Source organism: Streptomyces cinereoruber (genome assembly GCF_009299385.1).
Lineage (GTDB): Bacteria > Actinomycetota > Actinomycetes > Streptomycetales > Streptomycetaceae > Streptomyces > Streptomyces bikiniensis.
Genome location: NZ_CP023693.1, coordinates 972,750 through 991,932, shown reverse-complemented (window position 1 = coordinate 991,932; position 19,183 = coordinate 972,750). Strand labels below are relative to the sequence as shown.

Here is a 19,183-nt window from a genome sequence, read left to right as displayed (position 1 = left end):
CGCCCCGGACCACCGGGCGTGCACGCGGAGCCCGGCGGGAGGCCCGGGGCGGGGCCACCGCCCGTCCGCCCCCCGGCGGCACGGAGGTGAGCCGCGTCTCACCGGCCCCGGACGGCCTTGCTATGCAACTCGTTGCATAGCAAGATCGGGGGCATGGCGCTCGACCACGCGATCCTCGTGTCCCTGCTGGAGAAGCCCGGATCCGGCTACGAGCTGGCCCGGCGCTTCGAGCGGTCCATCGGATACTTCTGGACCGCCACCCACCAGCAGATCTACCGCGTGCTCAAGCGCATGGAGGGCGACGGCTGGATCGACGTCCGGGACGTGCCCCAGCAGGGCCGCCCGGACAAGAAGGAGTGCTCCGTCACCGGGTCCGGCCGCGACGCCCTCTCCGCGTGGCTGGGCGAGCCGATCGAGCCCGAGAGCATGCGGCACGAGCTCGCCGTGAAGATCCGGGGCGCCGCCTTCGACGACCCGGCCGCGCTGATCGGCGAGGTCGAGCGGCACCGGACGGCGCACACGGACCGCCTCGCCCACTACCTCGCGGGCGAGGCCCGCGACTTCGGCGCACCGGGCCCGGCCGACGGCCCCCCGGACGCGGAACGGGAACTCCAGCACGTCGTGCTGCGGGGCGGCATCGCGTACGAACGCATGACGATCGCCTGGCTGGACGACGTCCTCGCCACGCTCGCCCGCTTCGGGACCGGGCGCTGACCCCGGCACCCTCCCGACCCTCCTCGCACTGTCACCACCACCCTCATCCCGAGCCGGAAAGGCGGACGTCATGGCCGACCCGCTGCTGTTCAACCCGCACACCTACGACCCCGCGCACTTCGACCCGGAGACCCGCCGGCTCCTGCGCGCCACCGTCGACTGGTTCGAGGCGCGCGGCAAGCGCCGGCTCGTCGAGGACTACCGGACCCGCGCCTGGCTCGGCGACTTCCTCGCCTTCGCCGCCGAGGAGGGCCTCTTCGCCACCTTCCTCACCCCGTCCTCCGCCGCCGGCGAGGACGAGGGCGACAAGCGCTGGGACACCGCCCGCATCGCCGCCCTCAACGAGATCCTCGGCTTCTACGGCCTCGACTACTGGTACGCCTGGCAGGTCACCATCCTCGGCCTCGGCCCGGTCTGGCAGAGCGACAACGCCGCCGCCCGCGCCCGCGCCGCCGAACTCCTCGCGCAGGGCGAGGTGTTCGCCTTCGGCCTCTCCGAGAAGACCCACGGCGCCGACATCTACTCCACGGACATGCTGCTCACGCCCGACGGCGAGGGCGGCTTCCGCGCCACCGGCTCCAAATACTACATCGGCAACGGCAACGCCGCCGGACTCGTCTCCGTCTTCGGCCGCCGCACCGACGTCGAGGGCCCCGACGGCTACGTCTTCTTCGCCGCCGACAGCCGCCACGACGCGTACCGCCTGGTGAAGAACGTCGTCGACTCCTCGAAGTACGTCAGCGAGTTCCGCCTGGAGGACTACCCGGTCGCCGCCGAGGACGTCCTGCACACCGGCCGCGCCGCCTTCGACGCCGCCCTCAACACGGTCAACGTCGGCAAGTTCAACCTGTGCACCGCCTCCATCGGCATCTGCGAACACGCGATGTACGAGGCCGTCACCCACGCGCAGAACCGGATCCTGTACGGCCGCCCCGTCACCGCCTTCCCGCACGTGCGGCGCGAGCTGACCGACGCGTACGTCCGGCTGGTCGGCATGAAGCTGTTCAGCGACCGGGCCGTCGACTACTTCCGCACCGCCGGACCCGACGACCGCCGCTACCTCCTCTTCAACCCGATGACGAAGATGAAGGTGACCACGGAGGGCGAGAAGGTCATCGACCTGATGTGGGACGTCATCGCCGCCAAGGGCTTCGAGAAGGACAACTACTTCGCCGAGGCGGCCGTCGAGATCCGGGGCCTGCCGAAGCTGGAGGGCACCGTCCACGTCAACCTGGCGCTGATCCTCAAGTTCATGCGCAACCACCTCCTGGACCCGGTCGCCTACGAGCCCGTCCCGACCCGCCTCGACGCGGCCGACGACGCGTTCCTCTTCCGCCAGGGCCCGGCCCGCGGCCTCGGCTCGGTCCGCTTCCACGACTGGCGCGCCGCCTACGACGCGTACGCCCACGTGCCCAACGTCGCCCGTTTCCGCGAACAGGCGGACGCCCTCTGCGAGTTCGTCCTCAAGGCCGCCCCGGACGAGGAGCAGAGCCGCGACCTCGACCTGCTCCTCGCCGTCGGCCAGCTCTTCGCGCTCGTCGTCCACGGACAGCTGGTCCTGGAGCAGGCCGCCCTGACCGGTCTCGACGAGGACGTCCTCGGCGAGCTGTTCGCCGTCCTCGTCCGCGACTTCTCCGCGCACGCCGTCGAACTGCACGGCAAGGACTCCGCGACCGAGCCGCAGCAGCTCTGGGCGCTTGCCGCCGTCCGCCGCCCCGTCGTGGACGAGGCCCGCTCGGAGCGGGTCTGGCAGCGCGTCGAGGCGCTGTCCGGCGCGTACGAGATGACGCCCTGACCCTCCCGCACCGCGGAAGCCCGCACGGCCACCCCGGTGGGGGCGGTCGTACGGGCTTCCGTCGTTCCCGGGATACGGCCTAGTCGAACGGGTCGAGCGTCACGTACGCCTGCTGCGGGCTGCCGTCGTGGACCAGCGACTCGTGCGCGCCGACGTCGTCGAAGGCGAAGCCGTACGCCTTGCCGTCCACCATCCGCTCGTGGATCGCGCGGGAGTAGTGGTTGGTCACCGCGTCCTTGTAGAAGCCGGCCGACGAGGCGTCCGGCTGGTTGGGGTTGGTGAGCAGGGTGGAGCGGTTGTAACCGGCGCAGAGCGTGCGGGAGATGGGGCCGCGCACCTGGTCGTTCGGGGCGTCCAGGAGCTTGTAGCAGCCGAAGACGCTGTCCGAGTCGGGCTTCTGGAAGGAGGTGACGACCTGCCCGGCCCCATTGGTGAAGTTCATGACGTTGCCCGAGACCCGCCCGTAGTACTTCACGGAGGGCTGGTGCGCGAAGGGCGTCACGGTCAGGGTCGACGTGGCGTACTTGCTCCAGACGCGGTTGACGTAGTCGTTCATCACCCCCGCCGGCAGCGCGCCGGCCTCGATGCCGTGGCCCGGGGCGAGCGCGCGCAGCACCGTGCCGTCGGAGCGGGTCTGCACCAGGCCGCCCCAGCCGCCGGGCTGGGCGCGCAGCGCGTCGAAGAAGCCCCGGTAGCCGCCGGGCTTGAGGCGGCCCGTGTTCGCGACGGAGCCGTCCGGCCGCTTCACGCCGACCGAGTACGGCGCCGAGACCATGTCGACCTGGGTGCTGTTCAGCCAGAGGCCCGCGTCGTTGAGCGTGTACTCGGACCAGTTGAAGAGGATGTCCCGGTTGGGGTCGCTCGGGTTCTGGACCGCGGGCTGCACGAGGCCGCCCGTCGCCAGCCTGAAGTCCAGCTTCCGGCCGTAGCTGAAGTAGACGCGGCCCGAGAACTTCGGCAGCCGTATCGTCATCGACTTCCCGGCGGCCGGGCCCGCGATGGAGGCGTCGGGCGCGGGGACGGGGACGGAGCCCCCGGCCGGCCACGGGTGGAAGGTGCCGTTCGCGTCCGCCCAGCCCTGCCGGCCCGTCGAGAGCTCGGTGCCGAGGTTGTAGACGTACACCTGCTCCCCGCGGCCGGAGTTGTTGGTGAAGGTGAGCGGGATGGTGGCGGGGACGGCGGCCTCGACGGGGTCGGAGGAGACGGCGACGGTGACGCCGGTGCCGACCAGCGCGGCGGTCACCAGGAGGGGGACGAGTCGGACGCGCGTGCGCCTGTGACGTGCGGACACGTGGGGCTCCTCGGGGGTGGGGGGACTCCATGTGGGGGGAATCCGGGAGGGATCGCGCTCTGGGGGATGCGCTTGAGAGCGCTCTCAAGAATGGGGAGGCGGTGTGCACCTGTCAATGGCCGCGACGGAACCGGCGGCGCCGGACGGGGCGCTTCCACCCCGCGTCCCGATGATCGAACGACAGAATTTGATCGGTTTATTGCATTTCAGGTACGGCCGTCAGTCGCTTTGTGCGACCGGAATGACCGGTGGGGGTTGTCCTTTCGGCAAAGTCACACGGTGAACCCGAACTGACTATGCTCACCGGTGTGTTGCGCCGCGCTCACAGCGAGTCATGAACGCCGTGGGCGCGTGAACGGAGTACGGCCGCGAGGGAAAGCGCCCGTAAGCGCGATTCCCGGAGCGATCCCCCGGGTTTCCGCCCGTCGGGTTTTTCATTCGGACATGCGCACGCGTGTCCGAATGAGGTCCGCCTCCGCTCCTTCCGGCGCACCACACCCCCACGGTCCGCTCATTCCAGACTCTTTAGGGACCCTCCTCATGGTTCGTGCAGGTTCGATTTCCAGAGCCCGGCCGACTCCGGTCGTCCGGGAATGGCTCCTCCCCCCGGGAGTTCTGGCGGGAGCCACCGTGCTGGCGCTCCTCCTTTCCCCTGCACAGATACGGACACCGGTCGCCTGGTGCGGTCTCGCCGCGGTCCTCCTGACGGCCCTCACCTCCGCCGGGACCGCGCGCCGGCTGCGCGCGGCGGAGGCGGCCCGGCACACACGGGCGGCCGCCGAGGCGGAGAGGTACTACGAGCAGCGCGAGGCCGCCCTGCTCGGGCGGCTCGCCGACCAGCGGGCCACCACCGTCTGGCTGGCCGAGGAACTCCTGCCCGCCGCCGTCGCCCGGCTGAAGAAGGGCGACCCCACCTCGGACATCCTGCGCGCCGTCGACTTCGGCAAGCACCTCGACAAGGAGTTCGCCGAAGCGCTCAAGGGAGCCCTGCGGACCCTCCTGGAGGCGGTGGAGGCCGAGGAGCACACCCGGGACGCCTCCCAGCGCGCCCTCGTGGCGATCGCGCGCCGGGTCCAGGCGATCGTGCACCAGCTCGCCAAGGACCTGCACGCCATGCAGATCCTCCACGGCAACGACATCGTGGTCTCCCGCGGCCTCCAGGACGTCGACCACCGCAACGCCCTGATCGGACGCCTCGCGGCCAGCATCGCCGTCCTGGGCGACGCCCGCCCCGGACGCCAGTGGTCGAAGTCGATCCCGCTCTACGACATCCTGCGCGGAGCCATGTCGCGCATCGTGGACTACCCCCGCGTCAAGCTCCAGGCGGTGGCGGAGGTGGCCGTGACCGGCCCCGGCGCCGAGCCGCTGATGCACCTGTTCGCCGAACTCCTCGACAACGCCACCTCGTTCTCGCCGCCGCACGCCCCCGTCGAGGTCACCGCCAACGAGGTGCCCTCCGGCGTCGTGGTCGAGATCGAGGACCGGGGCGTCGGCCTCACCGAGGAGGTCAGGCAGCGCGTCGAGCGCGTCATGGCGCAGTCGCAGCGCACCATCCAGCTGGCCAGCCTCGGCGAGGTGACCCAGCTCGGCCTGCCCGTCGTCAGCCGCCTCGCCCGCGAGCACAACTGCGAGGTCCACCTGCGCACCTCCGCCTACGGAGGCGTACGGGCCGTCGTCCTCGTCCCCCGGAACCTGATCACCACCATGCCCCCGTCCGCCCTGCGCCCCAGCGACTTCGCCCGCAGGCGCGCGAACGGTCCGACCGGCCCGCACCGGACCGCGGGCGGCCCGGCCCGGCCCGCGCCGGTCCGCACGCCGACGCCCCCGCCCCTGCCGTCCCCCGCCCTCGCCATGGAGACCGGCGAGATCAGGAAGGCCCCCAACGGCCTCCCGCAGCGGCGGCGCGAGACGCCCGTCCCGATCCCGGTCGTGGTGACGGGCCCCACGCCCCCCGCCGTACCGTCCTCCTCCAAGCCGTCCCCCCAGCCCGGCCTGATGTGGGAGGCGTTCAACGGCGAGAAGAGAGCGGCCGCCGAACCTTCCCCTTCACCCAGCGAGCCTTCAGATGAGGTCGAGTAACATGCAGCCACTGCCCAACATGGACTGGATGCTCACGGAGCTCGTCAGCAGCGTTCCGTTCGTACGCCACGTGGTCATCCTCTCGGCGGACGGCCTGAGCATCGGGCAGGCGAACACGGCGCCCGACACCGCCGACGCCATCGCCGCCGCCTGCTCCGGCATCCAGAGCCTGGCCCGGGCCATCGCCCAGATGTTCCCGCACGGCGACGGCTCGACGCGGATGGTCGGCATCGAGGCCGACGGGGGCTACTTCTCCCTGATGGCGGCCGGCCCCGGCGCCTACCTCGCGGTCCTCGCCGACCAGGAGGTGGACGCCGGACTGCTCGGCGACCGCATGCGGACGCTGGTGGCCCGGATCGGCCAGCACATGACCAGCCCGCCCCGGCAGGACGTCAGGCAGGCGATGTGACATCGGAGAATCCGGGCCCCTGGAATGAAGGCAACCCTGTTCCGCTCTACGTCATCACCGGCGGCTCCGGTCCCTCGCCCAAGGGCTTCAACCTGGTCACCCTCATCGTGGCGCGGGCCTCGCCCGACGCCTCGATGCAACCCGAGCAGGCGGCCATCCTCACCATGTGCGCCTACCCGCTCTCGGTGGCCGAGGTCTCGGCGTACCTCAGCCTTCCGTTCAGCGTCGTCACCGCGCTGCTCTCCCAACTCGTCGAGGACGAGCGGGTCGAGGCCATCGCACCCGTGCCGGTGGCGGCCTACCCCGAACGCGGCCTACTGGAGGCGGTGATCCATGGACTACGCAAGCTCTGACGCGCCCGTCGGCTCCGACGCGCCCGCGTCCGTTCCCGGCCCGCGCGGCACCGACATGCTGCTGCCGCACAGCGCCAGGGGCGTCAAGGTCGTCATCGTCGGCGGCTTCGGCGTCGGCAAGACCACCATGGTCGGGGCGGTGAGCGAGATCCCGCCCCTGACCACCGAGGAGACCATGACGCAGGCGGGCGTCGGGATCGACCACAACCCCGGCGCCGAGGGCAAGAACACCACCACCGTCGCGATGGACTTCGGCCGGATCAGCATCAACCAGGAGCTGGTCCTCTACCTCTTCGGCACCCCCGGACAGGAGCGCTTCTGGTTCCTGTGGAACGGCATCTTCGAAGGGGCGCTCGGCGCCGTGGTCCTCGTCGACACGCGCAGGATCGAGGTCTGCTTCGAGGTCATCACCCGCCTGGAGGACCGCCGCGTCCCCTTCGTCGTGGCCGTCAACACCTTCCCGGAGGCCCCGCAGTACCCGGTGGAGGACCTGCGCGCCGCCCTGGCCCTCGGCGAGTCCGTGCCCCTCGTCGCCTGCGACGCACGGGACCGGGCGTCCTGCCGCGACGCCCTGCTCTCGCTGATGGACTACCTGCACACCCTCGTCGCCGCCCAGGAGACCGCATGACCTTCCCACCCGCCGAACACGCCACCGCGCAGGCGGGCCGGGTCCCGCCCCCCCGGCTGCCCGGCCCACGCCGCCACCGGAACCGACGGACCGACCCGGCTCTACGGCGAGGCGGCGGCGACGGACCCCATGGGCCTGTACGAGCAACTGCGGGCCGCCCACGGCCCGGTGGCGCCCGTCCTCCTCGACGGCGACGTGCGCGCCTGGCTCGTCCTGGGGTACCTGGAGAACCGCGACGTGGCCAGCCGCCCCACCCAGTTCTCCCGCGACCCCCGCGTCTGGCACGGCTGGCGCACCGGGGAGATCGACCCCGCCACCTCGCCGCTCATGCCGATGATCGGCTGGCGCCCCGACTGCGTCTGCGCCGACGGCGAGGAGCACCAGCGGCTGCGCGGCGCGCTCACCGCCGGCCTCGGCCAGTTCGACCACCGGGGGGTGCGCCGCCACGTCATCCGCTTCGCCCACCAGGTGATCGACGGGTTCTGCGAGAAGGGCGACGCGGAACTGGTCGGGCAGTTCACCGAACACCTGCCCATGCTCACCCTCATCCACCTCCTCGGCATGTCGGACGAGGACGCGCCCGAACTCGTGCACGCCGCCCGCGACCTCTTCAAGGCCACCGAGACGTCGCTCGCCAGCAACGCCTTCGTCCTGGAGAGCCTCGAACGGCTCGTCGCCGCCAAGCGCGCCCACCCGGGCCACGACATCGCCTCCGCCCTGATGGCCCACCCCGCCGGCCTCACCGACGAGGAGGTCAAGCACCACCTGCGGCTCATCCTGCTCGCCGGATACGAGACGACCGCCAACCTCATGTCCAACGTCCTGCGGATGGTCCTCACCGACCCCCGGTTCCGCGGCTCGCTGGCCGGCGGTCAGATGACCCTGCCCGAGGCCGTCGAGCAGGTCCTCTGGGACGAGCCGCCGCTGATGGTGTGCCCGGGCCGCTGGGCCAACAGCGACACCGTCCTCGGCGGGCAGGAGATCAAGACGGGGGACATGCTCCTCCTCGGCCTGGCCGCCGGGAACGTCGACCAGGCGATCCGCCCGGACCCCGCGGCCCCCGTGCACCACAACCGGGCGCACCTGTCCTTCAGCGCCGGCACCCACGAGTGCCCCGGCCAGGACATCGGCCGCATCATCGCCGACGCCGGCATCGACATCCTGCTCACCCGGCTGCCCGACATCGCCCTCTCCGTCCCGGAGGAGAGCCTCACCTGGCGCTCCACCACCTGGGCCCGGCACCTGACGGCGCTGCCCGTGGGCTTCTCCCCGCGCCCGCCCCGGGCCGACGACGGCCCGGCCCCGCTCCCGGCCCCGCCCGTCCAGAGCGACGGGGTCCCGCCGGTGCCGCCGGTGCCGGCGGGCGCCCCCGGCGGGACGCGCCGGTCCGAGGCCCGCGCCTCGTGGTGGACGCGCCTGAAGCGCCTGCTGGGCGGGCGGTAGGAACCGAGGGCGGCGGGGGTCCGGCCCCCGCCGCCGTCACTCCGGGTACGAGACGTCCGAGGAGGTGTAGCGGGGCGCCCCGGTGTACCAGGCGTGGATCCCGGAGAGGAACCCGCAGGCCCCCCGGAGCCAGGCCTCCAGCTCGGCCCGCTCGTCCGGGCGCAGCCCGGCCCGCCGCACGAGGAGCGGCACCTCGTTCCGCCGGAGGTGCTCGAAGTCCCGCAGCCGCGCGTTCACCAGGTTCAGGGCGGCGGGCACGGCGTCGTGGAGGGCGATGCCGAGGGACGTCCCGACGACCACGACCAGGTTGTTGACGTCGTTCTCCTCGTGCACCTCCCGCTCGTAGGAGGCGAGGTCGTTCGCGAGCCCCATGAAGTCCATGAAGGCGTCGAGGAGGGCGCGGACGGTCCGGCTGTGCCGTATCTGCTCGGGTATGCGCGCGCCGGTCGCCAGCTCGACGGAGTAGGGGGCGGTGTGGGCGGCGAAGCTCTCCCGCCGGAACGGCGCGTAGTCGATCAGGTGGGGGACGCGGCCGGTGCGGCTGTTGGCCAGCTCCTCGACCCCCGCGTCGACGTATCTCGCCAGGGCCCGGTTGAAGTCGTGCCGCCAGTGCGCGAGGCCCGGCGGGAAGAGGTGCCGCTGCAGGTCGGCGATGCCCCGCTCGACGGCGTTCACCGGCTCGGGCAGCCGGGCGTCGGGCTCGGGCCGCAGGAAGCCGTGCAGCCGGGCGGTGAAGAGCCGCGCGCCGGCCAGGTCACCGGTCTGCTTGAAGGCGGCGGCGAAGTGGTCGTCCCAGGCCAGGGCCCAGATGTTGAACCGGTGGTTGAGCCGGAGGGCGGGCAGGGAGGCGTCGGGGAGGGTCCAGGCGGTCAGCTGGTCGACGGTCATGGCGTGGAACTTGGCCCGGGACCATATGGCCGGGCGGCCGGGCACCTCCCCGTACCCCTCCAGCATGCCCATCTCGCGCGCCCAGGTCTCGCTCTCCTCGTGCAGTTCCGACAGGTGGGGGTTCACCCGCAGCGGATGGGGCATCCACAACTGCGGGTCTTCGACGGTGCGCACGGTCATGGGGACCGACCTCCTACTCTCCTCGGCCCGCCGCGGTGTGCGGACCACCATGCGGGCGGCCTGCCAGGGGGAGGGCGGCGCGCGGCGCGCCCGTGCGTGACGACGACCGCCCCGGCCGCGAGGCCGGACCGTGCCCGCCCCACGACCCTCCAAACCTGCCCGTCGCGAACGGCCGGCAATCACCCAACAATCGCTGACCCACCATCAGAACAGGTTCGCTCGCGGAACGGAACGGTCCTTCCCGTGCACTTTCCATGAACCAGGGGCAAGAACGGTCGCTCCACCGCCCCTCACGTGCCGTCCAGGGAGACGACCGGCCCTGCCGGCGCGGACCCCCACCGGACCGCCGGGACCGGTGACCACGGTTCCCGTGGGCGCGCGCGAACCCGCGAAGGCTCCCGACGCCCGACGGGAGACGACTCTTTTCGGCTACGCGCCGCTTCGCGTACGGCGGGCTACTGGATGCTCCAGCGGTGCGGATGCCCGGGATCGGCGGGACAGGCGAACACGTTGAGCTCGCCCCAGCGGCCCACGGTGACCTGTGTGGGAGTGGCGCCGCCGCGAGCGGACCGGTCCCCGTCCTCCAGTGGTCTCCAACTGCCGCTGCCGCCGTCCCACTCCGAACTGTCGACGGTCAGCAGCAGGCGCATGGGCGTCGCGCAGGCCGGACAGTCCATGGGGTACGGGTCGGTCGCGTGCCAGGAGGCGAAGCCGCCCGCGCGCCAACCGGGCGGGATGGACAGGTCGTACTGGTAGCCGGGCGGCTCCTCCGCGTCCTCGTCCTCCGCCTCCTCCGCCTCTTCTTCGAGCGCTTCCTCCCAGGCGTCGATCCGGGCGCACAGCTCCTCGGGCAGGAGGCCGGCGAACGGGTAGGTGACCACCTGCTCCGGATGCAGCACGCAGGGCTCGGGCACGAAACCGTCGGACCCGACGACCGGCGGCCGCGGCTGCGGGGCCAGCACCTCGCCGACCTCCCACGACCGCCGCCAGCGCAGGTGCAGCCCCAGGCCGTACCGGCTCGGGCCGTGCGCGTCGAAGGGGCACCAGAACACCTGGAGCAGATCGCAGTCGTCCGGCCCCGCCGGCAGGTCGGGAACGTCCCGCCGGTACAACTGCGCGAGGCCGATCAGCGGCAGCGGGTCGGTCTCGGAGGCTCCGGGGATCCGGTGCTCCCGGCGCAACTCGTCCAGGAGGTCCCGCTCCTCGGCCGTCGGACCGGACGCCGGGTCGCGGGCCCACGCAGCGTCCAGGACCTGCCGGTAGCGGTGGACGTCGGCCGGGCGCCGCCCGCGCCCGCGGCCGTGTGCCTCGTCGCACACCGGCCACGGCTCGTCCGCCGGCCACAGCAGGGGACCGCCGACGGAGCTGGCCGAGGGGCCCGGCGTGCCGGGCCGTGGATGGAGCCGGGTCGTGGTCCCCCGGAAGGCGGCCAGTTCCGGGAAGAGCGCCTCGACGTCGAGGGGGCGCGGGGGCGTGGTCCTGGTCATGGACGCGACCCTAAGGCGCCCGGGGGGCCGGTCGCCGGGCACCCCCGGGGTACGGGGGGATCAGTCCACCGTCCCCCACCACGCCCCCGCGCGCCCCGCCCCGGGCTCCGAGTGGTCGGGCAGGCGGGTGTCCAGGGCGAGGCGGGAGACGACGCGGTAGCGGTCGCCGCGGTAGAGGGAGCGGACGTACTCGACGGGGCGGCCGGTCGTGTCGGAGGTGGTCCGGTCGAAGAGCAGGGCGGGGGAGAGGACCGGGACGCCGAGGAGGTCGGCCTCCTCCTCGCTCAGGACGGTCGGCTCGATGGACTGCACCGCGTGCGCCGTGCGGATGCCGCGCCGCTCGCGCAGGTGGGCGTAGAAGCCGCCCTCCATGTCGGCGGCGGTGAGCCCGGGGACCAGGTCGGCGGGGACGTGGAGGTGCTCCAGGGCGATCGGGGCGCCGTCGACGTGCCGCAGGCGGGTCACGTGCACCAGCTCCGCCGCCGGGGAGACCGCCAGCTTCCGGCCGATCCGGGCGCCGGCCCGTACCGTACGCAGGTCGAGCACCGTGCTCGTCCAGTCGCCCCGGCTGCGGGGCGCGCCCGCCGCACGGTCCTCGGCGACCAGCTCCTGCGTCACCTTGTCGGGCGCGACGAACATGCCCCGGCCGTGCTCCCGCACCAGCAGGCCCGTCGCCACCAGCTCGTCGACGGCCGCGCGCAGGGTGGGCCGCGAGACGCCGAGGGCGGCGCAGAGGGTGCGTTCGGAGGGGATGGCGTCGCCGGGGCGGCGCCCGTCGATCACGGTCAGCAGGTGCTCCCGTACCCGTTCCCGCTTGAGCTCCATGCCCGCCCCTCCCCGCCGTGCCGTCCGCCGGTCAGTATGCATCCCCCTCGGTGGAGGAGGTCACGACGCCGTCGCGGGTGAAGTCGAGGCGGGAGACGATGCGGTACCGGTCGCCCCGGTAGACCGAGTGGACGTACTCGACGGGCCGGCCCGCCGTGTCCAGGGTGAGGCGCTCGATGAGGAGCGCGGGGGAGAGGACCGGGACGTCCAGGAGCGCGGCCTCGTCCTCGCTGACGACGGTCGGCTCGATCGACTGGGTCGCCTCCTTGACCCGGACCCGGTGGTGCTCCCGCAGGTGGTCGTAGAGGTCGCCGGCCTCCAGCTCCTCCGGGGTGAGCGCGGCGCCGACGAGGTCCGCCGGGATGTGCAGGTGCTCGATGGCCATGGGAGAGCCGTCGACCAGCCGGAGCCGGGCGACGTAGAGCAGTTCGGCGGCGGGGGAGAGGCGGAGCCGGCGTCCGATGCGGGCGCCGGCCCGGACCGTGGCGGACTCCAGGACGGTGCTGGACCAGCTGCCCGCCGCGCGGGGGACGGTGAACGCCGCCTCGTCCGGGGCGAGTTGCTGCACGATCTTGGCGGGGGCGACGAACATGCCGCGACCGTGCTCCCGGACGAGCGCGCCCGTGGCGACGAGTTCGTCGACGGCCGCGCGCAGGGTGGGCCGGGAGACGCCGAGGGCGGCGCAGAGGGTGCGCTCCGACGGGATGGGGTCGCCCGGACCGCCCGCCTCGATCAGACCGAGCAGGTGCTCCCGTACCCGCTCCCGCTTCAGCACCCCGCTGGAGGAGCCGTCCTTCATCCCGTTCTCCCTGACATCCCGTTCTCCCTGGCTGATCAGTTGATCCTGACTGGTCAACTGGTAAGTCCGATGGTAACCCGGCGACTTGACCTGTCGTCGAGTGAACGGGACATGTTTTACCGGGGATTGACGGCCGGAACGGTCCGTGTCACCTTCTGCTCACACGCCTGACCACTTGACCAATTGGTCAACCATGCAGCGAGGTGCCCCGTGCAGATCCGCCCCCTCGGCAGAACCGCCGCCGTCAGCAGGACCACCGCCCTCGCGGCGGCCGTCGCGCTCGCCGCCACCGCCTGTGGCGGCTCCGACGACCCGAAGGCCTCCGGCGGGCCGGAGAAGGTCACCGTCTGGATCATGAAGGACAGCGTCACCGACGCCTTCCTCGACCGCTTCCGCGCCGGCTTCGAGGCGGAGCACCAGGACATCGACCTCGACATCCAGATCCAGGAGTGGGACGGCATCGGCGAGAAGGTCACGGCCGCCCTCGCCAGCAGGGACGCCCCGGACGTCATCGAGGTCGGCAACACCCAGGTCGCCCAGTACGCGGCCGGCGGCGGCGTCCGCGACCTCAGCGACAAGGTCGCCGAACTGAACGGCGCCGACTGGATCCCCGGCCTCGCCGAGCCCGGCAAGGTCGACGGCAGGCAGTACGGCATCCCCTGGTACGCGGCCAACCGCGTCGTGATCTACCACAAGGACCTCTTCGCCCGGGCCGGCGTCACCCCGCCGAAGACCCAGGACGAATGGCTCGCCGCCACCGCCAAGCTCAACAAGGGCAAGGTCCAGGGCATCTACCTCCCCGGCCAGAACTGGTACACCCTCTCCGGCTTCGTCTGGGAGGCCGGCGGCGACCTCGCCGTCCAGGACGGCGGGAAGTGGAAGGGCGCGCTCGACACCCCGCAGGCCCTCGCCGGCATGGACTTCTACCGGAAGCTCCAGGCCCTCGGGAAGGGCCCCAAGGACGCCGACGAGTCCAAGCCCCCGCAGGCCGAGGTCTTCGCCGGGGGCGACGTCGCCCAGATCGTCGCCGTCCCCGGCGGCGCGAAGATCGTCGAGGAGATCAACCCCGCCCTCAAGGGCAAGCTCGCCTTCTTCCCCGTCCCCGGCCGCACGGCCGACAAGCCCGGCGCGGTCTTCACCGGCGGCTCCGACCTCATCGTCCCCGAGGCCTCCGCCCACCCCGACGCCGCCTACGAGGTCGTCAAGGCGCTGGCCGGCGAGAAGTGGCAGACGGACATGGCCAGGACGATGAGCTACGTCCCCAACCGCACCTCCCTCGCCGGGGCCGTCCAGGACGACGAGGGCACGGCCGTCATGGCCGCCAGCGCCGCCCAGGGCCGGGCGACCCCCAACTCCCCGCAGTGGGCGGCCGTCGAGGCCACCAACCCGATCAAGCAGTACATGACCGCCGTGCTCACCGGCACCGACCCCGCCGCCGCGGCGCGCACCGCGTCCGAGAGCATCACCAGGACCCTCGGCTCGTGAGACGCCCCCACGGGCCCGCCCTGTGGCCCTACCTCCTCGTCGCCCCGACCGTCCTCGGCGGAGCGCTCCTCCTCGGCTACCCCCTCGCCCGCAACCTGCTGATCTCCTTCCAGGAGTACGGCATGGGGGAACTGATCCGCGGCGGCGCCGGGTTCACGGGATTCGACAACTACCGGACCGTCCTGGCCGACCCCGTCTTCTGGGAGGTCGTCCGCCGCACCTTCTGGTGGACCCTGGTCAACGTCGCCCTGATCATGGTGATCGGCACCCTGGTCGCCCTGATGACGCAGCGGCTCGGCCGGCGCATGCGGATCCTGGTGACCAGCGGGCTCGTCCTCGCCTGGGCCAGCCCGGTCATCGCCACCACGACCGTCTTCCAGTGGCTCTTCGCCTCCCGCACGGGCGTGGTCAACTGGGTGCTCGTCCGCCTCGGGTTCGAGTCCTTCGAGGGGTACTCGTGGCTGGCCGACGGTCCCGCCGCGTTCACCGTCCTGGTGCTGCTCGTGGTCTGGCAGTCGGTCCCCTTCGTCGCCATCACCCTGCACTCGGCGCTCCTGACCGTCCCCGCCGAGCTGTACGAGTCGGCCCGGCTCGACGGGGCCGGCGCCGGGCGGATCTTCCGCTCGGTCACCCTGCCCCTCCTGCGGCCGGTCTTCGGCCTGGTCCTCTGCCTCGAAGTCATCTGGGTCTTCCGCTGCTTCGCCCAGATCTGGGCCGTCACCAAGGGCGGCCCCGGCGACGCGACGACCACCCTGCCGGTCTACGCCTACCGGGTGGCCCGGTCCCTGCACCGCTACGACCTCGGGGCCGCCGTCTCCACCCTCACCGTCCTCCTCCTCGTGGCCGTCCTGATCGCCTACTTCCGCCAGCTGCTCCGACAGGAGGCCGACCGGTGACCCCCGTACAACGGGTGAACCCCGCACGACGGACGACCCCCCGCGCCCTGCGGCGGCTCCCCCTGAACACCGCCGCCGCGATCACCTTCCTCGTGGCCGTCTTCCCGGTGTACTGGATGGTCCTCACCGCCTTCCGGCCCACCCGCGACATCCAGTCCGAGACCCCCGGCTTCCTGCCCCTCTCCGTCACCCTGGAGCACTTCGAGCGCGCCGTCGCGGCGGACGGCTTCTGGACCTTCTGGCGCAACAGCCTTCTCGTGACCGCCGGTTGCGTCCTGCTCGCCCTCGTGGTGGCCCTCGCCGCCGCCTTCGCCGTCGCCCGGATGCGCTGGCGCGGCCGGCGCGCCTTCCTCCTCATGGTGTTCGTCGCCCAGATGGCGCCCTGGGAGGCGCTGCTCATCCCGATGTACGTCATCGCCCGGGACGCCGACCTGCTCGACCGGCTCCCCACCCTCAGCCTGATCTACTTCATGATCACCCTGCCCTTCACCGTCGTCACCCTCCGCTCCTTCCTGGCCGGCGTCCCGGCCGAACTGGAGGAGGCCGCGCAGGTCGACGGCTGCACCCGGGCCGCCGCCTTCCGCCGGGTGACCCTCCCGCTGCTCGCCCCCGGCCTGCTCGCGACCTCGCTCTTCGGATTCATCACCGCCTGGAACGAGTTCGCCTTCGCCAACATGCTCATCATCAAGAACCAGGACGACCGCACCCTGCCCGTCTGGCTCTCGTCCTTCTCCAACGTCTTCGGCACCGACTGGGGCGCCACCATGGCCGCCTCCACGCTCTTCGCCCTGCCCGTCCTCGTCCTCTTCCTGGTCCTGCAGGGCCGGGTCGCCGCCGGAATGACCGGCGGAGCCGTGAAGGGATAACGCACCGCGATGCCCCTGCCCCGCCTCGTCCCCGACCCCACCCACCTCTCGCCGCTGCCCGGCCGGTTCACCTTCGACGCCGCGACCGCCCTCAAGGTCACCCCCGGTGCCGAGGGCGCCGCCCGGCTGCTGCGCACCCTGCTCGGCCCGGCCACCGGCCTGCCGCTGCCCGCCCGCCCGGACGGCTCCGTCGTCCTGGCCCTCGACCCCGCCCTCACCGGCCTCGGCGAGGAGGGCTACGGCCTCACCGTCGGCACCGGGGGCGTCCTGCTCCGGGCCGCCGACCCCCGGGGCCTCCTCGCCGGGATCCAGACGCTCCGCCAGCTCCTGCCCGTCGAAGCCCTCGCCGACGAGCCCGTCGCGGGCGTCGCCTGGACCCTGCCCTGCGTGCAGATCACCGACACCCCCCGCTTCCCCTGGCGGGGCTCCATGCTCGACGTCGCCCGCCGCTTCAGGCCCGTCTCCTACCTGCGCCGGTACGTCGACCTCCTCGCCCTCCACAAGCTCAACGTCCTCCACCTGCACCTCACCGACGACCAGGGCTGGCGCATGCCGGTCGCCGCCCTGCCCCGCCTCACCGAGATCGGCGGCGAGCCCCACGGCGGCGCCTACACCCGCGCCGAACTCACCGGACTCGTCACCTACGCGGCGGAGCGCGGGATCACCGTCGTGCCCGAGACCGAGATGCCCGGCCACGTCCGCGCCGCCCTCGCCGCCCACCCCGAACTGGGCAACACCCCGGGCCGCGCCTACGACGTGTGGGACCGGTGGGGCGTGTGCGACACCGTCCTCGGCGTCCACGACACCGCCATGGACTTCTGCCGCACGGTCCTGGACGAGGTGATGGACGTCTTCCCCTCCCCGTACGTCCACATCGGCGGCGAGGAGTGCCCCACCACCGAGTGGCACACCTCCCCGGACGCCCTCCGGCGGGTCGCCGAGGAGGGGCTTTCCGGGCCCGACGCCCTGCACGGCTGGTTCATGGGGCGGATCGGGGAGCACCTGCTGCGGGCCGGGCGCCGGCCGCTCAGCTGGACCGAGAACGGCGCCGACCTCCCGGAGTACTTCACCGTCATGCCCTGGCGCGACTCCGACCACGGCCGCACCGCCGTCCGCCGCGGCCACCGGGTCGTCATGGCGCCCCACCGCACCACGTACCTCGACTACCCCCAGTCCACCAGTCCCGCCGAACCCCCCGGCCAGGCCGGCGAGGTGGTCGACCTGCGGACCGTCCACGGCAACGACCCGGCCCCGGCCGACTGGAGCCCCGAGGAGGCCGCCCGGGTCCTCGGCTCCCAGGTCCAGCTGTGGACCGAGTACGTCCCCACCGCCGCGCACGCCGAGTACCTCACCTTCCCCCGGCTCTGCGCCCTCGCCGAGGTCGTCTGGACCGGCCGCCACGACTGGCCCGGCTTCCAGGAGCGCCTGCGCCACCACAGGACCCGGCTCGACGCCCTCGGGGTGCCGCGCCGTCTCTCCACCACCGCAACCCCCGTCCCCCACCTCTGAGGAGAGGAACCCCATGAGCGACCAGACCAGGACGCGCACCGTGCGCCTCCGCGCCGCGCTCGCCGTCGCCGCCGTGACCGGACTCGGCGCCACCGCCCTCACCGCCCTCCCGGCCGCCGCCGCCGGCGAGGCCGTCGCCGTCCAGTACCGCCAGAGCGCCACCGGCGGCGACCAGGTCGAGCCCTGGCTCAAGGTGGTCAACACCGGGACGACCGGCGTGCCCCTGAGCCAGGTCAAGGTGCGCTACTACTTCAAGGCCGACGCGGGAGCCTCGTACACCTACGCCTGCTCCTGGGCCGTGAAGGGCTGCGCCAACATCACCGGTACCTTCGGGACCCTCGCCCACCCCACCGCGACCGCCGACCGCTACCTGGAGGTCGGCTTCACCGCCGGGGCCGGCACCCTCGCCCCCGGCGCGGACACCGGCGACATGCAGCTGCGCTTCCACCGCTCCAACTGGCAGCCGCTCAACCAGGGCGACGACTACTCCTTCGGCCCGGCGCAGACCGCGTACACCGACTGGACCAAGGTCACCGCGACCGTCGGCGGCGTCCCCGTCTGGGGCACCGCCCCGGCGGGCAACGAACCCACCCCGACGCCCACGCCGACCGACCCGACGACCCCGCCGCCCACCGGGGCCACCCTCTTCGACGACTTCGACTACACCGGGCACACCGATCCGGCGATCGGCACCCACGGCTGGAGCGTCCGCTCCAACTCCGGCGGCCCCGGCGTGCCCGGCGCCACCTGGGCCCCCGAGAACGTCACCTTCGCCAAGGAGGGCACCAACTCGATCATGAACCTGCGGTCCTCCACCGCGGGCACCAACGAGTCCACCCGGCACACCGAGGTCCTGACGAAGGCCACCAAGTTCAAGAACGGCACCTACGCCGCCCGGGTCCGCTTCTCCGACGCCCCCGTGTCGGGTCCCGACGGCGACCGGATCGTCCAGACCTTCTTCACCATCAACGACCTCAAGGCCCCGATGGCCGACGACTACGCCGAGTACGACTTCGAGTACCTGCCCAACGGCGGCTGGGGCGAGCCCGCCAACATCCTCTACACCACTTCGTGGGAGACCTACCGGCCCGATCCCTGGGAGGCCGTCAACCAGCACTCCGAGGTCCGGGCGAGCTACGCGGGCTGGCACGACCTCGTCCTGACCATCGACGACAACAGCATCGTGTACTACGTCGACGGCCAGGAGTTCGGCCGCCACGACGCCCGTTACCTGCCCGAGCGCCCGATGTCGATCAACTTCAACCAGTGGCTGATCGACCTCGCGGGCCAGACCTCGACCACCCCGCGCTCCTACGACCAGAAGGTCGACTACGTCCTGCACGTCAAGGACCAGGTCCTGACCCCGGCGCAGGTGGCCGCCAAGGTCGCCGCCTACCGCTCGGCGGGCACCGCCTTCGAGGACACCGTCCCGGCGTCGTAACCGGCGCGCCCCCGCCCCGCCGCACGCGCGCCCGTGCGGCGGGGCCGTCCGTACGGGGGGCTCACCCGTACGGCCCCTTCCGCCTCGCCCGCCCC

The 19,183-nt window shown here is 72.6% G+C and carries 17 protein-coding genes; 12 read left to right on the top strand and 5 right to left on the bottom strand.

What is annotated here, in order from left to right; translation table 11 throughout:
- The first annotated feature begins 153 nt into the window (after window positions 1-153).
- Together CP977_RS04295 and CP977_RS04290 are read left to right on the top strand one after the other, a co-directional pair.
- Window positions 154-714 (top strand): PadR family transcriptional regulator, encoded by a 561-nt coding sequence (locus CP977_RS04295; RefSeq protein ID WP_062757659.1) that lies wholly within the window; start codon window positions 154-156, stop codon window positions 712-714.
- Between the two features lie 70 nt (window positions 715-784).
- A complete protein-coding gene (locus CP977_RS04290; protein ID WP_062757657.1) occupies window positions 785-2,509 on the top strand; it encodes an acyl-CoA dehydrogenase family protein in 1,725 nt (574 codons plus the stop codon).
- 79 nt (window positions 2,510-2,588) lie between these two features.
- Here CP977_RS04290 and CP977_RS04285 read toward each other — a convergent pair whose 3' ends face one another.
- On the bottom strand, window positions 2,589-3,755 hold the full coding sequence (locus tag CP977_RS04285; RefSeq protein ID WP_208421443.1) for a glycoside hydrolase family 64 protein: 1,167 nt from the start codon (window positions 3,753-3,755) through the stop codon (window positions 2,589-2,591).
- 675 nt (window positions 3,756-4,430) lie between these two features.
- Here CP977_RS04285 and CP977_RS04280 point away from each other — a divergent pair.
- From CP977_RS04280 to CP977_RS04260, 5 genes are all read left to right on the top strand, one after another.
- Complete coding sequence (locus tag CP977_RS04280) at window positions 4,431-5,879, top strand: sensor histidine kinase (RefSeq protein ID WP_062757653.1); 1,449 nt, start codon at window positions 4,431-4,433, stop codon at window positions 5,877-5,879.
- Between the two features lies 1 nt (window position 5,880).
- On the top strand, window positions 5,881-6,288 hold the full coding sequence (locus tag CP977_RS04275) for a roadblock/LC7 domain-containing protein (protein WP_229991540.1): 408 nt from the start codon (window positions 5,881-5,883) through the stop codon (window positions 6,286-6,288).
- Window positions 6,285-6,641 (top strand): DUF742 domain-containing protein, encoded by a 357-nt coding sequence (locus tag CP977_RS04270; RefSeq protein WP_062757651.1) that lies wholly within the window; start codon window positions 6,285-6,287, stop codon window positions 6,639-6,641. Before CP977_RS04275 ends, CP977_RS04270 begins: the two co-directional genes overlap by 4 nt.
- Window positions 6,622-7,269: a GTP-binding protein gene (locus tag CP977_RS04265; protein ID WP_062757649.1), complete on the top strand. Its 648-nt coding sequence runs from the start codon at window positions 6,622-6,624 to the stop codon at window positions 7,267-7,269. Before CP977_RS04270 ends, CP977_RS04265 begins: the two co-directional genes overlap by 20 nt.
- Before the next feature lie 129 nt (window positions 7,270-7,398).
- A complete protein-coding gene (locus CP977_RS04260; protein WP_183953341.1) occupies window positions 7,399-8,712 on the top strand; it encodes a cytochrome P450 in 1,314 nt (437 codons plus the stop codon).
- A 36-nt stretch (window positions 8,713-8,748) separates the two neighbouring features.
- Here the strand turns inward: CP977_RS04260 and CP977_RS04255 are convergent, their stop codons facing one another.
- The 4 genes from CP977_RS04255 to CP977_RS04240 all read right to left on the bottom strand — a co-directional run bounded on the left by CP977_RS04255 (window position 8,749) and on the right by CP977_RS04240 (window position 12,891).
- Window positions 8,749-9,780 (bottom strand): terpene synthase family protein, encoded by a 1,032-nt coding sequence (locus CP977_RS04255; protein ID WP_062757645.1) that lies wholly within the window; start codon window positions 9,778-9,780, stop codon window positions 8,749-8,751.
- 455 nt (window positions 9,781-10,235) lie between these two features.
- Complete coding sequence (locus CP977_RS04250; RefSeq protein ID WP_062757644.1) at window positions 10,236-11,267, bottom strand: hypothetical protein; 1,032 nt, start codon at window positions 11,265-11,267, stop codon at window positions 10,236-10,238.
- 60 nt (window positions 11,268-11,327) lie between these two features.
- Window positions 11,328-12,092 (bottom strand): GntR family transcriptional regulator, encoded by a 765-nt coding sequence (locus tag CP977_RS04245; protein ID WP_062757643.1) that lies wholly within the window; start codon window positions 12,090-12,092, stop codon window positions 11,328-11,330.
- 31 nt (window positions 12,093-12,123) lie between these two features.
- On the bottom strand, window positions 12,124-12,891 hold the full coding sequence (locus CP977_RS04240; RefSeq protein ID WP_062757641.1) for a GntR family transcriptional regulator: 768 nt from the start codon (window positions 12,889-12,891) through the stop codon (window positions 12,124-12,126).
- Window positions 12,892-13,101: 210 nt separating this feature from the next.
- Between CP977_RS04240 and CP977_RS04235 the strand changes: the two genes are divergently transcribed.
- The 5 genes from CP977_RS04235 to CP977_RS04215 all read left to right on the top strand — a co-directional run bounded on the left by CP977_RS04235 (window position 13,102) and on the right by CP977_RS04215 (window position 19,088).
- On the top strand, window positions 13,102-14,376 hold the full coding sequence (locus CP977_RS04235) for an extracellular solute-binding protein (RefSeq protein ID WP_229991541.1): 1,275 nt from the start codon (window positions 13,102-13,104) through the stop codon (window positions 14,374-14,376).
- A complete protein-coding gene (locus tag CP977_RS04230) occupies window positions 14,373-15,272 on the top strand; it encodes a carbohydrate ABC transporter permease (RefSeq protein WP_229991542.1) in 900 nt (299 codons plus the stop codon). Before CP977_RS04235 ends, CP977_RS04230 begins: the two co-directional genes overlap by 4 nt.
- A gap of 116 nt (window positions 15,273-15,388) precedes the next feature.
- Window positions 15,389-16,138, top strand: coding sequence for a carbohydrate ABC transporter permease (locus CP977_RS04225; protein ID WP_308017230.1), 750 nt, complete (start codon window positions 15,389-15,391; stop codon window positions 16,136-16,138).
- A gap of 9 nt (window positions 16,139-16,147) precedes the next feature.
- Window positions 16,148-17,647 carry a beta-N-acetylhexosaminidase gene (locus CP977_RS04220; protein ID WP_062757636.1) on the top strand — a complete coding sequence of 500 codons (1,500 nt, stop codon included), beginning with the start codon at window positions 16,148-16,150 and terminating at the stop codon, window positions 17,645-17,647.
- Window positions 17,648-17,660: 13 nt separating this feature from the next.
- On the top strand, window positions 17,661-19,088 hold the full coding sequence (locus CP977_RS04215) for a cellulose binding domain-containing protein (RefSeq protein ID WP_152369639.1): 1,428 nt from the start codon (window positions 17,661-17,663) through the stop codon (window positions 19,086-19,088).
- Window positions 19,089-19,183: the final 95 nt, after the last annotated feature.

Excerpts from the sequence above, each read along its gene's own strand:
- CP977_RS04215 (WP_152369639.1), top strand. The coding sequence starts at position 17,661 with ATGAGCGACCAGACCAGGACGCGCACCGTGCGCCTCCGCGCCGCGCTC.
- CP977_RS04245 (WP_062757643.1), bottom strand. The coding sequence starts at position 12,092 with ATGGAGCTCAAGCGGGAACGGGTACGGGAGCACCTGCTGACCGTGATC.
- CP977_RS04260 (WP_183953341.1), top strand. The coding sequence starts at position 7,399 with ATGGGCCTGTACGAGCAACTGCGGGCCGCCCACGGCCCGGTGGCGCCC.
- CP977_RS04250 (WP_062757644.1), bottom strand. The coding sequence starts at position 11,267 with ATGACCAGGACCACGCCCCCGCGCCCCCTCGACGTCGAGGCGCTCTTC.
- CP977_RS04225 (WP_308017230.1), top strand. The coding sequence starts at position 15,389 with ATGGTCCTCACCGCCTTCCGGCCCACCCGCGACATCCAGTCCGAGACC.
- CP977_RS04265 (WP_062757649.1), top strand. The coding sequence starts at position 6,622 with ATGGACTACGCAAGCTCTGACGCGCCCGTCGGCTCCGACGCGCCCGCG.
- CP977_RS04240 (WP_062757641.1), bottom strand. The coding sequence starts at position 12,891 with ATGAAGGACGGCTCCTCCAGCGGGGTGCTGAAGCGGGAGCGGGTACGG.
- CP977_RS04220 (WP_062757636.1), top strand. The coding sequence starts at position 16,148 with ATGCCCCTGCCCCGCCTCGTCCCCGACCCCACCCACCTCTCGCCGCTG.
- CP977_RS04290 (WP_062757657.1), top strand. The coding sequence starts at position 785 with ATGGCCGACCCGCTGCTGTTCAACCCGCACACCTACGACCCCGCGCAC.
- CP977_RS04275 (WP_229991540.1), top strand. The coding sequence starts at position 5,881 with ATGCAGCCACTGCCCAACATGGACTGGATGCTCACGGAGCTCGTCAGC.
- CP977_RS04255 (WP_062757645.1), bottom strand. The coding sequence starts at position 9,780 with ATGACCGTGCGCACCGTCGAAGACCCGCAGTTGTGGATGCCCCATCCG.
- CP977_RS04295 (WP_062757659.1), top strand. The coding sequence starts at position 154 with ATGGCGCTCGACCACGCGATCCTCGTGTCCCTGCTGGAGAAGCCCGGA.